This window comes from Mesorhizobium sp. RCAM 05099 (genome assembly GCF_059683685.1).
This window is the reverse complement of the sequence record NZ_CM185035.1, coordinates 5,445,123-5,462,534: the sequence shown is the minus strand read 5'-3', so window position 1 is coordinate 5,462,534 and position 17,412 is coordinate 5,445,123. Positions and strand designations below refer to the sequence as shown.

Below are 17,412 nucleotides of genomic sequence, written 5' to 3'. Positions count from 1 at the left end.
ATTACCTGGAGCCGGATTCAACGAAGTTGAAAAAGGCCCCAGGCCCAACAAACGAGGAAGCAAAAGAATGATGCCGAACCTGAAATTCTCGCGGGGCGAATATGCGGATCGCCTCGCCAAGACACGGCAAGCCATGGAGGCCAAGGGTGTCGATCTCCTGATCGTCAGCGACCCGTCCAACATGGCCTGGCTGACCGGCTATGACGGCTGGTCGTTCTATGTGCACCAGGCGGTCATCGTGCCACCATCGGGCGAGCCGGTCTGGTATGGCCGTGGCCAGGATGCCAACGGCGCCAAGCGCACCGCCTATCTCGCGCACGACAATATCGTCGGCTACGCCGATAACTATGTACAGTCGACCGAGCGCCACCCGATGGACTATCTTTCCAGCGTGCTTGCCGATCGCGGCTGGGGCAAGCTCGCCATCGGTGTCGAGATGGACAATTACTGGTTCTCCGCCGCCGCCTTCGCATCGCTGCAAAAGCATCTGCCCAATGCCCGCTTCGTCGATGCCACCGCTCTGGTGAACTGGCAACGCGCGGTGAAGAGCCCGACCGAAATCGGCTATATGCGCAACGCAGCCCGCATCGTCGAAGCCATGCACCAGCGTATTTTCGACAAGATCGAGGTCGGCATGCGCAAATGCGATCTGGTCGCCGAGATCTATGACGCCGGCACGCGCGGCGTCGACGGAATTGGCGGCGATTATCCGGCGATCGTGCCGCTGCTGCCGTCCGGCGCCGACGCCTCGGCGCCGCATCTGACATGGGACGACAAACCGATGAAGCGGGGCGAGGGCACTTTCTTCGAGATCGCCGGCTGCTATCACCGTTATCACTGCCCGCTGTCGCGCACCGTGTTCCTCGGCAGGCCGACGCAGGAGTTCCTCGATGCCGAGAAGGCGACGCTGGAAGGCATGGATGCGGGCTTGGCGGCAGCCAAACCCGGCAACACCTGTGAGGACATCGCCAATGCCTTCTTCGCGGTGCTGAAGAAGTATGGCATCGTCAAGGACAACCGCACCGGCTATCCGATCGGCCTGTCCTATCCGCCGGACTGGGGCGAACGCACGATGAGCCTGCGCCCCGGCGATCGTACCGAGCTCAAGCCCGGCATGACCTTCCATTTCATGACCGGCCTGTGGCTGGAGACGATGGGACTGGAGATCACCGAGTCGATCCTGATCACCGAAACCGGTGTAGAGTGCCTCGCCAACGTGCCGCGCAAGCTGGTGGTGAAGGATTGAAACCGATGTCCAGTCTCCGCCCGTCGCCGATAGCGCCGACCGTCGATTTCGACCGCGACGGTGTCCAGCACGGCTTCCTGCGCCTTCCTTACAGCCGCGACGATTCGGCCTGGGGTTCGGTGATGATCCCGATCTGCGTCATCCGCAACGGCAAGGGGCCAACCGCGCTGCTGACCGGCGGCAACCATGGCGACGAGTATGAGGGGCCGCTGGCGCTCTACGATCTCGCCCGCACGCTCGACCCGAAGCATGTCGGCGGCACGGTGATCATCGTGCCGGCGATGAATTATCCGGCCTTTCGCGCCGGCACACGCACCTCGCCGATCGACAAGGGCAACATGAACCGCAGCTTTCCCGGCCGGCCGGACGGCACGGTGACCGAGAAGATCGCCGACTATTTCCAGCGCGAATTGCTGCCGCGCTCCGACATCGCGCTCGATTTCCATTCCGGCGGCAGGACACTCGACTTCGTGCCCTTCTGCGCGGCCCATATCCGGCCGGACAAGGCGCTGGAGGCACAGGGGTTCGCGGCTGTCGAAGCGTTTTCCGCACCCTGGTCGATGAAGATGCTGGAGATCGATGCGGTCGGCATGTTCGACACTGCCGCCGAGGAGATGGGGAAACTGTTCATCACCACAGAACTGGGCGGCGGCGGCACCTCACGCGCGCAAACCGTGCGGATCGCGCGGCGCGGCGTGCTCAACGTGCTGCGCCATGCCGGCATCGTTGCCGGCGCGGTCGAGACGAGCCCGACGCAATGGCTCGACATGCCGTCGGGTGACTGTTTCTCGTTCGCCGAGGATGACGGCATGATCGAGACTATGGTCGATCTTGGCGAACCCGTCGAACAAGATACGGTGCTGGCGCGGATCCATTCCGTCGGCCGTACCGGTATTGCGCCCCAGGAGATCCGGGCAAAGATGTCGGGCCTGCTGGCTGCGCGGCATTTTCCCGGCCTGGTAAAGGCGGGCGACTGCGCGGCCGTGGTGGCTGTGGAAGTCTGAACGATTCCGCGGGGGATCCCTTGCCTTGCATCCCTCGCGGAGCCTCTGACGCGGCGGAAAGAAGCAGGATAACGAGCAGAGTCGACATTGCATGAGGATGTCACTATATAGCGGCGGCTTCGACCCGCGCGCCTCAGGGCAGCACCCCGAAGCACCTGTAAATGTGTTACGCATTGCGCCATCTATTGTGACGAAATCGGCTCGGAAACCGGAAAAAAGCAAATAGAAACAGTGGCGCAAAGCTGGGTGTGACCCAGCCAACGGTATCAACCCTCCAGAATCAGAAAATGCTCTTGAACCCTCGATTTCCTTTGGCTCTGTGGACCTTGGATGAGATCGGCTTGCCGGTTGGTGACGACTCGGCTGGAATGGGGACATGCATCCTTTGCCGGATGCCGACGTTTATGATTACCAACCGGCTTTGCCGCCAGGGAACAGCAGCATGAGTGAACACGCGATCGAGTTCTTGCGGGGATGGATCGGCGAAAAGGTCCAGTGCCAGCCGTCCCAGGCCAGGATCGAGAAGCAGGCCGAGACACTGGCCAAGGAATGCGCTGCCAAGGCGGCGGAGGTCGGCATCCCCCTGGAGGACATCCAGGAGGAAGTCGGCGACATTCAGGAACTGATAGCCTCCCGGCTCGAGGAAGCGGCCGAGGCCGACGAAAACCAGCAGGCGTCCAGCAAAGCCGCGGAATGACCGCTTAGAGCAATTCCAGGAAAAGTGTGAAACGGTTTTTCACGGGAAAAGCGCACAGCGCTTTCCCTTGGGAATTGCGTCAAAACAAAGAGTCTAAAGCGACCTGTCTTGAAACGCGGGTCTGTTCGGCCCGCGTCTTTGTCTCGGCTGTTCCTTTCAGCCGAACTTCTCTTTCAGCCACGTCTTCGGCAGCGCCGGGACGAGATTACCGTCGCGCCCGGTCATGTCGTCATTGGCGACCAATGCGTTGAGGATCGCCTCCTCAATGCTCTGGATCACCGCATCGAAAAACGGATCGATGTCGGTGTCCGGGACAAAGTCAGCGCTGGCGATCCGGCCCGACTGTGCCAGTGCCGCGCTCGCATTGGCGGTCGAGAAGGCGAGAAAAATGTCGCCGGAACTGTGATAGCCGAAGCCGCCGGTCATGGCGACGCCGAGCGGCACGCGGCGTGCCAGCCGCTTCGTCTGATGCGGCAGGAACGGCGCATCGGTGGCAATGACGGCGATGATCGAGCCCTTTTCGGCGCGCGGCGTGCCTTCGCGGATCGCCGGTTCGGCGAGCTCGGGTCCGGCGCGCAGGCCGCGAACCGTGAAATTGTGCCGCTTGCCGAAATTCGACTGCACGAAGGCGCCGACCGTATAGGCGCGGCCGTGCCATTCGACGACGCGCGATGCGGTGCCGGAACCGGCCTTGAAGCCGAAGGTGATCATGCCCGTGCCGCCGCCGACACTGCCTTCCTCGATCGGGCCGCTGGCCGCATCGTCAAGCGCCTGGGCAACGTGTTCGAACGTCAGATGGTGGCCGTTGATATCGTTGAGGAAGCCGTCATAGGTCTCCGCCGCCACCGGCAGGCCCCAGGCGCTGTCGAGTGCGGCCGGCAGCACTTGGTTCATCCAGTGCAGCGTGCCGTCGCGCGAGACACCGCAGGAATGTGTGTTGGTGATGGTGACCGGGAAGTTGAAAGCGCCGGTTTCCTCGACGATGTGCGAGCCGGTCAGCTCGCCATTGCCGTTCTGGCTGAAGATGCCGGCAAAGACCGGCGTGGCAAGATCGGCGCGCGGCACTGGGCAGGATCGCGGTCACGCCGGTGCGTACCGGTCCCTTGCCGACGACGAGCGCGCCATCGCCAGAAACAAGCGTCGAATAACCGACCGCGACGCCGGGCACATCGGTGATCGCATTGAACGGCCCGGGCGTCCCGTCGAAGCCGATGCCGAAGCTTCGTGCGCGCGGCTTGCCTGAAGGTGTTGCCAGATGGTGCGGATTGTCGGTCATGGCCTCAGAACAGCGATCCCTGATTGCCGGGCTCCTTGGCCTTGGCCGCTGGCTTGGCCACCGCTTTCGGTTTTGCCCCACCATTGGTCGCAATCGCATCCGCGGTGCCGTCGGCGAACTCCAGCGAAAGCGCCATCCCCGACGCCACCTCGGCCGCCTGCTTGATCACGGCGCCGTCGGCGCCCTTCACCAGGGCGAAGCCGCGCGCCAGAACGGCCTTGTGCGACAGCGTGGTCAGCAGGCGATCGGCCTGGCTCAGTTGTCCGCGCAAGCGCTCCAACCGCACCGAGATCACCCGATCCTGCCGGCGCGCCGTGGCCGCCAGCGCGTCCCCTTGCAGTTTCTGGCGCCGTGCGATCGGTGCCGGCGACAGCCGCGTCGCGGTGCGCGAAAATCGCGCGCGACGTTCGCGTATGATGGCGAAGAACGCCGCCTGCGCGCGGGCGAGGTCGCGGCCGGTCAGCGTGCGGGCTTCGTTGATGCGCCGCGACAGCGTGGCTGGCGTCAGCCTTTGGCCTTGAAGCCGTGCCCGCTTGCGGTCGACGCTGACGGACAGGGCCCGGCCGAGCCTAGATGTCGCTTCGTCGAGGCGTCGGCGCGGCAGCGCCAGCAATTGATCGGGCGAGGGCAGCGCGCGGGCGGCGGCACGGGCTGCCTGCCGCTTGCGTTCGAAATTGCGCAACACCGCCGCCTTGAGCCGCGCGCCAAGACTGGCAAGCGTCGCTTCGAGGTCGGCCTTCACCGGCACGGCAATTTCGGCCGCACCCGTCGGTGTCGGCGCTCGCACATCGGCGACGAGGTCGATCAGCGTCCAGTCGGTCTCATGGCCCACGGCCGAGATCACCGGAATGCCGGAGGCGGCGACGGCGCGGGCGAGCGCCTCGTCGTTGAAGCCCCAGAGGTCTTCGAGGCTGCCGCCGCCGCGCGCCACGATCAGCAGGTCCGGGCGCCGAATGGCACCATCCCAGGCCAGCGCGTTGAAGCCGGTGACGGCTGCGGCCACTTCCGCGCCCGACGTCTCGCCCTGCACGCGCACCGGCCAGACCAGGATATGCAGCGGAAAGCGGTCCTTGATCCTGTGGATGATGTCGCGGATGACGGACCCCGTCGGCGAGGTGACGACGCCGATGACGCGCGGCATGAATGGCAGCAACCGCTTGCGACCGGTGTCGAACAGGCCCTCGGCCTGCAGCCGGCGCTTGCGCTCTTCCAGCAGCGCCATCAGCGCTCCGGCCCCGGCGGGCTCCAGATTGTCGATGACGATCTGGTAGTTGGATTTGCCGGGATAGGTGGTGAGCTTGCCGGTGGCGATCACCTCCATCCCCTCTTCGGGGCGGAATTTCAGCCGGCTCATCGTGCCCTTCCACACCACGGCGTCGAGCCGGGCGCGGTCGTCCTTCAGCGCGAAATAGGCATGGCCGGACGAATGCGGCCCGCGATAGCCGGATATTTCGCCGCGCACCCGCACATTGCCGAAGACGTCCTCGACCGTGCGCTTCAGCGCGCCGGAAATCTCGCTCACCGTGTATTCGGTGGCGTTGGTGCGTGATTCGGATGCTGCCTCGCTCATCGCCCGATTGGGCGATGGTTAGCCCTCCACGTCAAGGCGCCCGTGCCAAGTCAGGCTTTTATAGCCTGGTGACCCTGCCTACCAGCCCGGCAGGATCTGGTTCGGCTTGGTCCGCTTCATCTTGGCGAAGGCGAGTGCCGCGAAGTCGAATGTGCCGGCCTCTTCGCCCAGCGGCACGGAGATGTTGTCCAGGCTTTCCGAAATATGGCGGGCGAGTGCGTCGACGATCTCCGGCCGCGAGGTCTGGCCGCGCATGATGCCGATGCGGCAATCGGGCAGGGCGCCGAAGCCGTCGGCTTCACCCAGCACCCGCATGCCGGGCCTGAGCGCGCATTCCGGCAGCACCGAGATCGCGAGGCCAGAAAGCACCGCTGCGGTGATGACGGTTGCCGAGAAACTGGTGAACAGGATGCGATAGTCGCGGTTCTGCCTGTCGAGCACGTCGACAGCGGCGCGCCGCCAGATGCAGTTCGGCCGGCCAAAGGCCATCGGCAACGTCTGTTGTTCGTGCGTCGCATGGTTGGCCGAGGTGACCCACAGCAGCGGCTCGCGCCGCACCACTTCCGACTGGCCGCGCGTGTCGTTGTGCGTCACCAGCGCCAGATCGAGATTGCCGCGCTTGATATGTTCGACCAGCCCCGGCGTCGGTTCGCAGATGACGGTCAGTTCGACGCGCGGATTGGAGCGCGTGAATCGTGCCATGATCTCGGGCAGGAAACGGTCGGCATAGTCGTCGGGCGTGCCGATGCGAATCGTGCCTTCGAGCCGCTGGTCGTCGAAGGCCGCCAGCGTTTCGCGGTTGAGATAGAGTAGCCGCCGCGCGTAGGAGAGCAGCTTGTCGCCTTCCTCGGTCAGCTTGTTGGTGCGCCCATCTTTCTCGAACAGCGGCTTGCCGATCCGCTCCTCCAGCCGGCGCATCTGCATGGATACCGCCGACTGGGTCCGGTGTACCTCTTCGGCCGCCCGGGTAAAGCTGCCTGTGTCGGCAATCGAGATGAAGGTCTGCAACTGATCAAGATCGAGCGGCGCTTTCATCGGTCCAATCCATCACTAGTGTTGATGCTAAAGATTAGAAACATTCGTTGGATTAATCAATCGGGCGATGGCAAATTGCCGATGTCCACATGAAGGCATGTGAATTGGGACCGGAGCGGCCGCTGTAGTCAGCGCCGATCGCCTGGTTTCGTTCGTTCGAGTCTGAAGGAGACCGACAATGACCACGTTCGATTTCGCCACCGAGACCTCGCGCATCACCTCGCGTCCGGCCGTTGCGACGCGCGTGGCAAACACCGTCTCCAACGCCTACCGCGCCTGGAAAAACCGCCGCGCCTTCTATCGCCTCGGCGAGATGTCGGATGCCGAACTCGCCGATATCGGCCTGACGCGCGCCGACCTGCACGTCGCCATCGACGTGCCATTTGGCCGCGACCCGACGGCGATCCTGCGTGAAATCGCCAGCGATCGTGTCGAAACGATCGAGGACATCGCTCGCAAGGTGGCCTGACCGGCTGAGTTTCGGTCCTGTTGAACCTTTCAGGGTTCAGCGCGACCAAGGTTCTGCAGGCTCCCCACTCCCTGCCGGTTCCCCGCCGGCCTGCCTGCACGTTGCCCGGTCCTCCCAAGGACCGGGCTTTTCTTTGTCTGCGTTGCCGAAGATCGGCCGTTGGCCTGCTGGCTAGCGCCGGTCCATGTCCCGCTTGAACTGATCGAAGATCGTCTCCACGCTCTTCTGATACTCGTCGCGCTGCTGGGCGCCGGTCTCGAACATCTTGCCGAACAGATCGTCGAACGGGTTCCTTGGCCGGCCGCTTGGATTGGTCTGTGGCTGCGGTGCCTGACGCTGCTGTGGTGCCTGAGGCTGCGGCGCCGGCTGTCCGCCGGGCATGCCGAAGCCGCCGCCACCACCCTGCCGCAGCATCTCCTCGAAGATCTTCCCCAGCGGGTTGTCGCCGTAGGGGCTCTGCGTCTGTTGCGGTTGCGCCCGGCCCTGCGGCTGTGGCGCGCCGCCGCCGAACATGTCCTGCAGCACCTTGCCGAGCGGATTGTCGCCATAGGGATTGGGTGCCGGCTGCGGCTGGCTTTGCGGCTGCTGTGCTGCGCCACCGAACATATCCTGCAAAACCTTGCCGAACGGGTTGTCCATCGGATTCTGAGGCTGCGGGGCCGGGGCCTGCATGCCGCCACCTTGTCGCATCATCTGTTCGATGATCTCGCCGAGCGGATTGCTGCCGCCACCGAAACCGCCAGCCGCCTGCATCTGGCTTGTTGTCTGCTTGAACAGTCCACCCATGACCATGGAGGCGATCGCCGGCAGCATTTGCTGCAGGATCTGCTGGCTGACGCCGCTCGCCTGCGCCGCCTGGCTGGCCACGGCCCGCGACAGATCCTTCGAGCCGAACAGATGCCCCAATATGCCGTTGCCCTCGTCGACGCCTTGCGGCGAGAAGGCTCGCGTCGCGTCCTCGAAATACTTGGCGTGCTGGCCGCTCGCCATCGCCGTCATGAAGGCGCCGAGCCCATAGGGGTCCGCGGTGTTGCGTTGCAGCCCCTGCGAGAAGGCCGGCAGCAGTGCGGCAACCGCCGCCTGCGTCTGCTGCATCGAAAGCCCGTATTGCTGGGCAAGCGCCTGCATGCCGTTGCCGTTCTGGGCCTGCGCCAACATGTCGAACAAGGTAGGCATCGGCTTCTCCTCCGGGAAATCCTCGGCGGAGAGCCTAATTCGTTTCAATGCCCGATTGAAGCGACTTTTGCCGCTCCTTAAAGCGCAGGGTCAATAGGCGTATTCCATGAACACCGGCTCGATCGAGCCGCCCCAGCGCGTGTGATAGGCGGAGAGCAGTTCCTCGGCGCTGGTGGTGCCGCGCGCGACCACTTCGTCCAAAGTGTTGAGGAACGAGGTTTCGTCGTAGCCGTCGCGGTTCTTCTTGCCCCGGTTCTTCAGGCCCATGCGCGAGATGACCAGCACGTCACGCGCGATCTCGCGCAGCGTGGTGTTGCGGAAAGGCGCGGAAATGCCCTGTTCCGGCACTGCATTGCGCATTGCCAGCACCTCGTCGTAGGCCCAGCTCGAGGTCAACGCCTCGGCAGCGTCGAGCGCTGCTTCGTCATAGAGCAGCCCGACCCAGAAGGCCGGCAGCGCGCAGATGCGCCGCCACGGCCCGCCATCGGCGCCACGCATTTCGAGGAAGCGCTTCAGCCGCACGTCCGGAAACAGCGTCGACAGATGGTTCGCCCAGTCACCCATCGTCGGCAGCCCGTCCGGCACTTCGTTGCGCGCGGCACCGGCCATGAACTGACGGAAGGTGACGTGTGTCATGTCGTGATAATGGCCGTCGCGAATGACGAAATACATCGGCACGTCGAGCGCCCATTCGACATAGTCGGCGAAGCCGAAATCGGGCGAGAAGCAGAACTCGAGCAGGCCCGAGCGCTGGTTGTCGGTGTCGCGCCAGATGTCACCGCGCCAGCTTTGCAATCCGTTCGGGTGGCTTTCGGTGAAAGGCGAATTGGCGAACAGTGCCGTCGACAGCGGCTGCAGCTTCAGCGAAACCTGCATTTTGCGCCGCATGTCGGCCTCGCTCTCGAAGTCGAGATTCACCTGGATCGTGCAGGTGCGGTACATCATGTCCAGGCCCTTGCTGCCGACCTTGGGCATGTAGCGCGTCATGATCTCGTAGCGCGACTTCGGCATTTTCGGGGTCTCGGCCAGCGACCATTTCGGGCTGCCGCCAAGGCCAAGAAAGCGGATGCCCATCGGTTCGGCGATCTCGCGCACTTGCGCCAGATGGGCATTGCCCTCGCGACAGGTCTGGTGGATCGTCTCCAGCGGCGCGCCGGACAATTCGAACTGGCCGCCGGGCTCCAGCGAAATCGCACCCTGGCCGGTGGGCTCGACCAGGCCGATGATGCGGCCGTCATCGATGATGGGATCCCAGCCGAGCTTTTCCTGCATGCCCTCGAGAATGGCGCGGATGCCGCGCTCGCCGCCATAGGGCACAGGTGCGTTGCCGTCGACATAGAACGGGAATTTCTCGTGCTCGGTGCCGATGCGCCACTTGTCGCGCGGCTTGTTGCCTTCGGCCAGGTGCTCGACGAGTTCGTCGATGCCTTCGATGGGCCGGAAATCGGTTGTGTCGCGCGCCATGATCAAGCCCTCCGCACATGACCCCGAAAATCGGCTTTCGATTTCGGAAGGGATCATGTGCCCAATCAAAGTGCTACAGCGTTCCTTGCGCGTCCGAAAGGTGGCGCGGTGCTGCAGGGCGGCCGGACGACCGCCGGCGCTAGATGGACGAAATGTCAGCAGACGATCAAGCGAAAAATCCTGAGCCACAGGTCAACAGGAATTGAACGCCACGGCCCGCTCTGTCCCTTGCAAGAGATGAAGTCTCACCAGTCTCCGATCGTTGCCTGAATCACAGCCAGTGCGGCCACAGCCGCCGTATCGGCGCGCAGGATGCGTGGTCCGAGCGGAATGGCTGTCACGAAGGGCAGGGCGCGCAGCATTTTGCGCTCATCGTCGGAGAAGCCGCCCTCGGGTCCGACCAGCAGGCCAAGCTTCTTCTCCTTCACCGCCTGCAAGGCGGGCAGCGGATTGTTGGTCGCGGCGTCCTCGTCGCAGAAGATCAGCCGCCGCTCTCTGTCCCAGCCGGTCAGCAGGCGGTCGAATTTTTCCGCGCCGCGCACGTCCGGAACCGCCAGGATGCCGCATTGCTCGGCGGCTTCGACGACATTGGCGCGCAGGCGATCGATGGAAGGCTTCGCCACTTGCGTGTGCTGGGTGACGACCGGCTGCAGGATGCCGGCGCCCATCTCGACCGCCTTCTGCACGAGATAGTCGAGCCGGCCCTGCTTCAGCGGCGCGAAACAATAGATGAGATCGGGCAGCGGAGGCTGCGGTCGTTGCAGGGCCAGCACCTTCAGGCGCACCGCCCTTTTTGTTTTCGCTGATATGGCCGCCGACCACTCGCCGTCACGACCATTGAACACAAGGATTTCGGCGCCCTCGATGAGCCGCAGCACATGCATAAGGTAGTGGCTTTGCTGCTGCCCGGCATCGAACTCGACATCTGGTCCGAGATCGTCGGGCACGAACAGGCGTTGCATCTTGTAATTGGCGCGCATCGCCGAGGAATGGGCGAGCGGGCTGCCGGCGTCAAGCCTCGGCGGACGGATGCCACACGGGCCGAAAGCCATGCCGCAGGACGGCGAGCGTCGTGGCCGGCGTCAGCAGCGAAAGCGTCCTGCCTTGGAGCAGGCCGAGATCAGCGGGGGGACCATATCCGGCAAACGACCAGCAAAGGGCCTTGCCGCCGCGCAGGGCATGAACGTCAACGCCATCCGCGATCATCGCGCCGTCCGGCAGGCCCGTAAGCTCTTCGATGGCCACCATCGGCAATCTGCCGCCCGCCGCCCGCCGCTCCTTGTGCAGCCGCTTGTCGAGCTGCGGCGCGCGCGGCTCGGCAATGCCGAAGGCTTCGCCGAAACGCTGGACAAAATCCTTGGCCCGTTCGCGCCGGCAGTAGAAGCAGGGGCGATGCCCGGCAGCCAGCGCCGTCACCTCGTCGAGGAAGAACAGTTCCGTCCAGCCAGCCTTGGCACCCAAATGGTCGTTGCTCTTCCGGTTGCGGCCCATCGGCTCGCGCCGCACATCGCGGAATCGGCAAACGCAGATGATCCAGGCGTGAAGCGCCCAGCGCTTTTTCATCAGCGTCTTGGTATCGGGATCATGGATGATGCCGCGGTTACCCATGAACAGGCCGCGATCGGGCACGGCGTGCACGGCGCCGAACGGGTCGACCCGGTTCTGCAGTGGCATAGCTTTCTCCCCAAATGCGCATCTTGGCTGCAAGGCTGGCGGCATGATATCGCTCGCCGCATCGTTTTCATGTCAGCAGGGTTTTGCGATGCGGGTGCTGGTGGTCCAGAATTACGACAATACCGGCCTCGGTCAGCTCGGCGCCGCTCTTGCGGAAGCCGGCGCCGACCTTGATCTGCGCCTCCCTTACAGAGGCGATCCCCTGCCGGATGACGCGGCCGAACATGATGCCTTGGTGGTGCTCGGCGGCGGCCAGAATGCATTGGCCGACGAGGAATACCCCTATTTCCCGGCGCTGCTCGAGCTGACCCGCGATTTCGCCAACAAGGATCGCGCCGTGCTCGGCATCTGCCTCGGCAGCCAGCTCGTTGCCCGCGCCTTCGGCGGCGAAAACCGCATCGGCGGCGCCAATGAATTCGGCTGGCGCGGTGTGGCGCTGACGCCGGATGCCAAGGCCGATCCGGTGCTGGCTGAGCTGCCGGAGGAATTCCCGATCTTCCAGTGGCACGACGACACCTTCGTGCTGCCGGAGAACGCCGTGCGACTTGCCGGCAATGATGTCGCCGAGAACCAGGCGTTTCGCGTCGGCTGCGCCGTCTACGGCTTCCAGTTCCATTTCGAGGCCGATCGGCCGATGGTGCAGGACTGGAGTTCATCCTTCGCGCCGACCATCGCCGCGCGCTACCCCGACTGGGCCGGCAAGCTCGATGGCGAAATGGCCCGCAACGGGCCTGAAGCGGACGCAGCCGGCCTCGCCATTGCCCGCGCCTGGGTGGCGACGATCTGAGCGGTCGCCCCTCTGCACCTGCCGCGTGACATAATTGGCACGCAGCGGTGAATCCGCCTGGGGAAAACGCTTTTCATCCTTGGCTTGTGTCCGCCCGCCATCCTAGAAGGCGCGCGCTCTGCATCGGCAGTGCAACCCCGATGAACCTTTTGTGTGACCCATGCGACACACCGCCGATACAGAACACACCTAGAAGCGCGAAATCGTCGAAACTTTGAAGCGAATTCTCCGTTTCAACGCATTGGTAACCGCCTCGTGCACAGATGCAGAAAGCTCAACAAGAGATGACTTCCGTGAAAGCAGCGCTTCTGTCCTTTGCCATGCTGTCCGCCATTGTGCTTTGCGGTCTGGGTATCTATGCCGCCGACGCAGCCAGCAACCACAACGCCGTCGACGGTTACGGCGTCACCGCCTCACTGCGCTAAAGCTGGAGCGTCTTCGCGTCCTCGACGCGGTCGCTCATGCTTCCTTTATCGCCATTTCCAGGATGCGTTTGTCCGCGCCGTCGACGACGAGCGCGCTCAGCATGCCTGACTGCCAGGCAAGCGTGTCGACATTGACGCGGTTGGCCATCACCTCGGCCTCCGGTACCGGCGTGTGGCCATGCACCACGATTTTCGGATAGAGGCCGGAATGGCTGTGGAAGACGTCGCGGATCCAGACCAGATCCTGCGGGTTTTGGTTCTCGAGGGGGACGCCTGGCCGGATGCCGGCATGGCAGAAGAAGAAGTCGCCGAAAGTCACTGAGAACGGCAGCGACCGGAGGAAGTCGATATGGCTTTGCGGCACGGCCTCGACCAGAGCTTGATGTCCCTTGCGCATGGCTGCCTCGGCCTTGCCGAACCACGCGCTGGTGCCCTCGACAATCGCCACGCCATAGGACTGCGCCGTCTGGATGCCGCCAAAGCGGATGAAGAGGCCTTCCGGCTCGGGGGTTTTGAGAAAATCGAGAAAACCGATGTCGTGGTTGCCGGCTAGCATCAAATGGCGCGGATCGCGCTCTTGCGCTTCGACCAGGAAGTCGATCACGCCCTTCGAGTCTGGTCCGCGGTCGACATAGTCGCCAAGATGAATGACGCGCCAGTCGGCAGGCCTATCCTGCTCGATTTCGGCCTTGATGCGTTGATGCATGGCGGCCAGCAGGTCGAGCCGGCCATGCACGTCGCCAATCGCATAAAGACGCACGCCGTCCGGCCCACGCGCGTCGAGAAAATGAATGCCGGGTTCTGCCAACGTCTCGTTGTCTCCGTGGTCAGGCCGTCACGGACTTAGCGCCGGAGCTGGTCCTTGCCCATGTCGGTGACCAGACGTTTTCCGCACAGTGCCAGCGTGATGTCCATCTCCTTGCGGATGATTTCCAACGCCTTGGTAACCCCTTCCTTGCCAAGCGCGCCCAGGCCGTAAAGAAATGGCCGGCCGATATAGGTGCCCTTGGCGCCAAGGCAGAGCGCCTTCAGCACATCCTGGCCGGAGCGGATGCCGCCATCCATATGCACTTCGATGGTGTCGCCGACCGCATCGGCGATCTCTTCCAGCGCCATGATCGACGACGACGCGCCGTCTAGCTGGCGCCCGCCATGGTTGGAAACGATGATCGCATCGGCGCCGGTCTTCACCGCCATCAGCGCATCCTCCTTGTCGAGTATGCCTTTCAGGATCAGCTTGCCGCCCCAGCGCTCCTTGATCCAGGCGACATCGTTCCACGACAGATGCGGATCGAACTGCTCCGACGTCCACGATGCCAGCGAGGCCATGTCGCCGACGCCCTTGGCGTGGCCGACGATGTTGCGGAAGGTCCGCCGCTTCGTGCCGGCCATGGCTGCGCACCAGCGCGGGCGGATGGCCATGTCAACGATGTTCTTCAATGTCAGCCTGGGTGGCGCCGAAAGCCCGTTGCGGATGTCCTTGTGGCGTTGGCCGAGAATCTGCAGGTCGAGCGTCAGCACCAGCGCCGAGCATTTCGCCGCCTTCGCCCTGTCGATCAGGTTGAACACGAAATCCTTGTCGCGCAGCACGTAGAGCTGGAACCAGAACGGCTTGGTGGTCACGGAGGCAACATCCTCGATCGAGCAGATGCTCATCGTCGACAGCGTGAACGGCACGCCGAATTCCTGCGCCGCCTGCGCCGCCAGCATCTCGCCATCGGCATGCTGCATGCCGGTCATGCCGGTTGGCGCCAAAGCCACCGGCATCGAAACCTTCTCGCCGATCATCGTCGAAGCCAGCGAACGCTTGTCCATGTCGACCAGGACGCGCTGGCGGAACTTGATCTTCTGGAAGTCCTCCTCGTTGGCTCGATAGGTGCTCTCGGTCCACGCGCCTGAATCGGCATAGTCGAAGAACATCTTCGGCACCCGGCGGCGCGCGAGGTCCTTGAGGTCGGCGATGGTCAGGATTTGGCTCATGGGTTTTCCGTTTCGATATTAGGAGCGCTTGCGTGCAGGTTCGGTATCGGTGGCGTCGACGCGCTGCTTCAGCCTGAGCCGTGACACACGCTGCCAGTCGCCGCTGCGCTCGGCCTCGGCCATCGACCGCTCGACATAGATCATGTGGTCCATCGCCGCTTGCCGGGCGGCAGCCGGGTCGCCGGCCTTGACCGCCGCATGGATCGCCCGGTGCTGGGCAAGCAGCGCCTCGCGGGCGCCGGGCACGGTGAACACCAGGAGCCGGTTCTGGAACACGCCTTCCGACAGCAGCCGATAGCAGGAGCGCAGCGTGTGCAGGAGCAGGATATTGTGCGCGCATTCGCAGATCGCGTGATGGAACTCGACGTCGATTTCGGCTTCGTCGTTGAAATCGCCGGTTCGGTGCGCCTCGTCCATGCGCGCCATGATGCGGTCGAGCAACGCCAGATCGTCCGGGGTGGCGCGCCGCGCCGCGTATTCGGCCGCGATGCCCTCGATCTCGCGGCGGTATTCCAGATAGTCGGTCACCGCCTTGCGGTGCGTCGAGATCAGGTCCGCCACCGGTTTGCTGAACAGCTGGCCGATGATGTCGGCGACATGCGTGCCGCCGCCCGCCTTGGTCGTCAAAAGGCCGCGCCCTTCGAGCGCCTTTAGCGCATCGCGCAGGATTGGCCGCGAAACGTCGAACTGGCGCGCAAGCTCGCGTTCGCCCGGCAACCGGTCGCCGGTGCGCAGGACGCCTTCGAGGATGAGGCTCTCGATCTGCTGCACCACCTCGTCGGCGGTGCGCGAATGCTCGATCCTGGAAAAAATGTCGCTCAACAGGGTGCCTGGAAGGTGAACCGGTGTCGCGCAGGATAAAGCCTGCGTCGTCAACTGGTCAAATTATTTATCCAATTGGTCGTAGCGGGTTGGTTTTGCCGCCCGGCGCCATATCATCTTCGGCTAAACTTTGCTGTTTGCGTCATCTGGTGATTGGCTCTAGAGGGACGCGATTGCAAGAGGGTTCACAGAAACCCGGGGGACAAGCCGTGTCAGACGACCCGTCCAATCTCGAGTTCCAGCCGCGCGCCAAGGGCAGCGTCATGGGTTTTCCCGCGCATGAGGGACGGCCCGGGGCGCTCGGCGAGGTCCATGCCCGGCCGCATCCGCTGATCGAAAAGCCGCGCGTCCTCGTGCAACTCGCCTTCATGACCGAGGGCGGCTCCGGCGTCGATCACGCGGTGCTTTCCGAACTGTCGCGACGCCTCGGCATCGCCGCGCCCGACCGCCAGGCCCGCCACCACGCCATGAAGTGGGGCAAGGGTTCGCTGCGCTGGGAGCGGCATACGGAGTTCTCGACCTATCTTTGGGAAGGGCCGCTCTCCGAAAGCGGCCGGATGCAGGAGGACTCGCCGTTCGGCAACGGGTTTTCCCCGCCGGGAACCGTCATCTCGGGCATCAGGCTCGAAATCCGCAAATGGACGCAGGCGAGTGAGCGGCTGATCGCCGGCTTCGATCCGACCAGCCTGTGCTATTCGCTGGTCGAGCGCGGCAACGCCGCCATCGTCACCGACTTTCGCCAGGATGGCGACGGCATGACGCGCATGCTGGTGCTTGATCGCGGCCTGACGCCGGCGCGCACCGGGGCACTGTCGCAGCGGCTGATCGACATCGAGACCTACCGCACGCTGGCCATGCTCGGCCTGCCGCTGGCGCTGACCTTGTCCGGCCGTGCCCGCCGCATCGAGGACAGGCTGGCCCAGACCACGCTTGAGATGAAGGTCGCCGAAACCCGCGACAGCCAGACCTTGCTGGCCGATCTCACCGAGCTTGCGGCGGAGCTGGAAGCCGACGCGGCGTCGAGCCTCTACCGTTTCGGCGCCAGCCGCGCCTATGACGGCATCGTCGGCGAGCGGCTGGAGGCGCTCGAGGAAGAAGCCGTGCCCGGCTACGACACCTGGGGTGGGTTCCTGCAGCGCCGCGTAGCACCAGCGATGCGCACCTGCCGATCGGTCGAGGAGCGGCAGGCCAACCTGTCGCGCAAGCTGACCCGCGCCACCACGCTGCTGCGCACCTGGGTCGATGTCGAGGTCGAGAAGCAGAACCGCGACCTGCTCGCCTCGATGAACAACCGCGCGCGCCTGCAACTGCGCCTGCAGCAAACCGTCGAAGGCCTCTCGGTCGCCGCCGTCTCCTATTATGTGGTTGGCCTCATCGGCTATGTCGCCAAGGGCGCCTCGATCTTCGGGCACGCCTTCGCGCCCGAGGTCGTCACCGCCGCTTCGGTGCCGATCGCCATCCTGCTGGTCTGGTGGGGCGTGCGCCGCGTACGCCGGATGCATTCCGAGCCCGGCAAACTGGCGGGCGAATAGCCACCGCTTTTACCCCCTGTGGGGGTGGGAAGCGGTCCGCGTAGCGGACGAAAAGCCAATTGCTTGGCTTTCCGAGCTTCGAACGCCCTGAGCCTGCGAAGGGCCGGCGATGACATCTGCTCTGCCGGGTCCCCGCTGCTACGCAGCGTCCCGGCATTCACCGACCTTTCATCGTGCCGCCGGCACGATGAATCCGCTGCGCGAACCGGCGGCTCACCCCCACAAGGCGGAGGGTGAATAGCGGCAGATTGACGC

Annotated in this window: 16 protein-coding genes and 1 pseudogene; 7 read left to right on the top strand and 10 right to left on the bottom strand. The window is 64.2% G+C overall.

The genetic code is table 11. The features are described 5' to 3' along the window. The first annotated feature begins 67 nt into the window (after positions 1–67). The 3 genes from doeA to AC56QQ_RS26975 all read left to right on the top strand — a co-directional run bounded on the left by doeA (position 68) and on the right by AC56QQ_RS26975 (position 2,947). Positions 68–1,246, top strand: coding sequence for an ectoine hydrolase DoeA (doeA, locus tag AC56QQ_RS26985; protein WP_497124032.1), 1,179 nt, complete (start codon positions 68–70; stop codon positions 1,244–1,246). A 5-nt stretch (positions 1,247–1,251) separates the two neighbouring features. Beyond that, positions 1,252–2,250 carry a N(2)-acetyl-L-2,4-diaminobutanoate deacetylase DoeB gene (doeB, locus tag AC56QQ_RS26980; RefSeq protein WP_497124031.1) on the top strand — a complete coding sequence of 333 codons (999 nt, stop codon included), beginning with the start codon at positions 1,252–1,254 and terminating at the stop codon, positions 2,248–2,250. Between the two features lie 442 nt (positions 2,251–2,692). Continuing rightward, on the top strand, positions 2,693–2,947 hold the full coding sequence (locus tag AC56QQ_RS26975; RefSeq protein ID WP_091586006.1) for a DUF768 domain-containing protein: 255 nt from the start codon (positions 2,693–2,695) through the stop codon (positions 2,945–2,947). A gap of 156 nt (positions 2,948–3,103) precedes the next feature. On the opposite strand, the pseudogene AC56QQ_RS26970 reads toward AC56QQ_RS26975, so the two are convergent. The 3 genes and pseudogenes from AC56QQ_RS26970 to AC56QQ_RS26960 form a co-directional block, all read right to left on the bottom strand. Then, positions 3,104–4,223 (bottom strand): annotated as a pseudogene (locus AC56QQ_RS26970) (DmpA family aminopeptidase). Between the two features lie 4 nt (positions 4,224–4,227). Next, positions 4,228–5,793, bottom strand: a complete 1,566-nt coding sequence (xseA, locus tag AC56QQ_RS26965) for an exodeoxyribonuclease VII large subunit (RefSeq protein WP_497124030.1) — start codon at positions 5,791–5,793, stop codon at positions 4,228–4,230. Between the two features lie 78 nt (positions 5,794–5,871). Then, positions 5,872–6,828, bottom strand: coding sequence for a LysR substrate-binding domain-containing protein (locus tag AC56QQ_RS26960; RefSeq protein WP_497124029.1), 957 nt, complete (start codon positions 6,826–6,828; stop codon positions 5,872–5,874). A gap of 178 nt (positions 6,829–7,006) precedes the next feature. Between AC56QQ_RS26960 and AC56QQ_RS26955 the strand changes: the two genes are divergently transcribed. Continuing rightward, positions 7,007–7,297, top strand: a complete 291-nt coding sequence (locus AC56QQ_RS26955; RefSeq protein WP_091585998.1) for a DUF1127 domain-containing protein — start codon at positions 7,007–7,009, stop codon at positions 7,295–7,297. Between the two features lie 171 nt (positions 7,298–7,468). Here AC56QQ_RS26955 and AC56QQ_RS26950 read toward each other — a convergent pair whose 3' ends face one another. The 4 genes from AC56QQ_RS26950 to AC56QQ_RS26935 form a co-directional block, all read right to left on the bottom strand. Further along, complete coding sequence (locus AC56QQ_RS26950) at positions 7,469–8,473, bottom strand: DUF937 domain-containing protein (RefSeq protein ID WP_489859999.1); 1,005 nt, start codon at positions 8,471–8,473, stop codon at positions 7,469–7,471. 90 nt (positions 8,474–8,563) lie between these two features. Further along, positions 8,564–9,937: a glutamate--cysteine ligase gene (locus AC56QQ_RS26945; protein WP_256750255.1), complete on the bottom strand. Its 1,374-nt coding sequence runs from the start codon at positions 9,935–9,937 to the stop codon at positions 8,564–8,566. A 245-nt stretch (positions 9,938–10,182) separates the two neighbouring features. Further along, a complete protein-coding gene (locus AC56QQ_RS26940; RefSeq protein WP_497129140.1) occupies positions 10,183–10,917 on the bottom strand; it encodes a 16S rRNA (uracil(1498)-N(3))-methyltransferase in 735 nt (244 codons plus the stop codon). A gap of 31 nt (positions 10,918–10,948) precedes the next feature. Then, entirely contained in the window at positions 10,949–11,611 is a 663-nt protein-coding gene (locus tag AC56QQ_RS26935) for a hypothetical protein (RefSeq protein ID WP_497124028.1), read from the bottom strand. 88 nt (positions 11,612–11,699) lie between these two features. On the opposite strand from AC56QQ_RS26935, the gene AC56QQ_RS26930 reads away from it, so the two are divergent. Both AC56QQ_RS26930 and AC56QQ_RS26925 read left to right on the top strand, forming a co-directional pair. Beyond that, entirely contained in the window at positions 11,700–12,398 is a 699-nt protein-coding gene (locus AC56QQ_RS26930) for a type 1 glutamine amidotransferase (RefSeq protein ID WP_497129138.1), read from the top strand. Between the two features lie 293 nt (positions 12,399–12,691). Further along, a complete protein-coding gene (locus AC56QQ_RS26925) occupies positions 12,692–12,823 on the top strand; it encodes a hypothetical protein (protein ID WP_256750304.1) in 132 nt (43 codons plus the stop codon). A 34-nt stretch (positions 12,824–12,857) separates the two neighbouring features. Here AC56QQ_RS26925 and AC56QQ_RS26920 read toward each other — a convergent pair whose 3' ends face one another. Genes AC56QQ_RS26920 through AC56QQ_RS26910 form a run of 3 tightly spaced genes read right to left on the bottom strand, consistent with a single transcriptional unit; the run spans position 12,858 to position 15,625 of the window. Further along, on the bottom strand, positions 12,858–13,631 hold the full coding sequence (locus AC56QQ_RS26920) for a metallophosphoesterase (RefSeq protein ID WP_497124027.1): 774 nt from the start codon (positions 13,629–13,631) through the stop codon (positions 12,858–12,860). A 35-nt stretch (positions 13,632–13,666) separates the two neighbouring features. Continuing rightward, entirely contained in the window at positions 13,667–14,803 is a 1,137-nt protein-coding gene (locus tag AC56QQ_RS26915; protein WP_497124026.1) for an alpha-hydroxy acid oxidase, read from the bottom strand. Between the two features lie 18 nt (positions 14,804–14,821). Beyond that, positions 14,822–15,625, bottom strand: coding sequence for an FCD domain-containing protein (locus AC56QQ_RS26910; protein ID WP_497124025.1), 804 nt, complete (start codon positions 15,623–15,625; stop codon positions 14,822–14,824). Positions 15,626–15,834: 209 nt separating this feature from the next. Between AC56QQ_RS26910 and AC56QQ_RS26905 the strand changes: the two genes are divergently transcribed. Then, positions 15,835–17,157: a DUF3422 family protein gene (locus AC56QQ_RS26905; RefSeq protein ID WP_497124024.1), complete on the top strand. Its 1,323-nt coding sequence runs from the start codon at positions 15,835–15,837 to the stop codon at positions 17,155–17,157. The last annotated feature ends 255 nt before the right edge of the window (positions 17,158–17,412 follow it).

Excerpts from the sequence above, each read along its gene's own strand:
- AC56QQ_RS26930 (WP_497129138.1), top strand. The coding sequence starts at position 11,700 with ATGCGGGTGCTGGTGGTCCAGAATTACGACAATACCGGCCTCGGTCAG.
- AC56QQ_RS26915 (WP_497124026.1), bottom strand. The coding sequence starts at position 14,803 with ATGAGCCAAATCCTGACCATCGCCGACCTCAAGGACCTCGCGCGCCGC.
- doeA (WP_497124032.1), top strand. The coding sequence starts at position 68 with ATGATGCCGAACCTGAAATTCTCGCGGGGCGAATATGCGGATCGCCTC.
- AC56QQ_RS26960 (WP_497124029.1), bottom strand. The coding sequence starts at position 6,828 with ATGAAAGCGCCGCTCGATCTTGATCAGTTGCAGACCTTCATCTCGATT.
- xseA (WP_497124030.1), bottom strand. The coding sequence starts at position 5,793 with ATGAGCGAGGCAGCATCCGAATCACGCACCAACGCCACCGAATACACG.
- AC56QQ_RS26935 (WP_497124028.1), bottom strand. The coding sequence starts at position 11,611 with ATGCCACTGCAGAACCGGGTCGACCCGTTCGGCGCCGTGCACGCCGTG.
- AC56QQ_RS26955 (WP_091585998.1), top strand. The coding sequence starts at position 7,007 with ATGACCACGTTCGATTTCGCCACCGAGACCTCGCGCATCACCTCGCGT.
- AC56QQ_RS26975 (WP_091586006.1), top strand. The coding sequence starts at position 2,693 with ATGAGTGAACACGCGATCGAGTTCTTGCGGGGATGGATCGGCGAAAAG.
- doeB (WP_497124031.1), top strand. The coding sequence starts at position 1,252 with ATGTCCAGTCTCCGCCCGTCGCCGATAGCGCCGACCGTCGATTTCGAC.
- AC56QQ_RS26945 (WP_256750255.1), bottom strand. The coding sequence starts at position 9,937 with ATGGCGCGCGACACAACCGATTTCCGGCCCATCGAAGGCATCGACGAA.
- AC56QQ_RS26950 (WP_489859999.1), bottom strand. The coding sequence starts at position 8,473 with ATGCCTACCTTGTTCGACATGTTGGCGCAGGCCCAGAACGGCAACGGC.
- AC56QQ_RS26940 (WP_497129140.1), bottom strand. The coding sequence starts at position 10,917 with ATGCGCGCCAATTACAAGATGCAACGCCTGTTCGTGCCCGACGATCTC.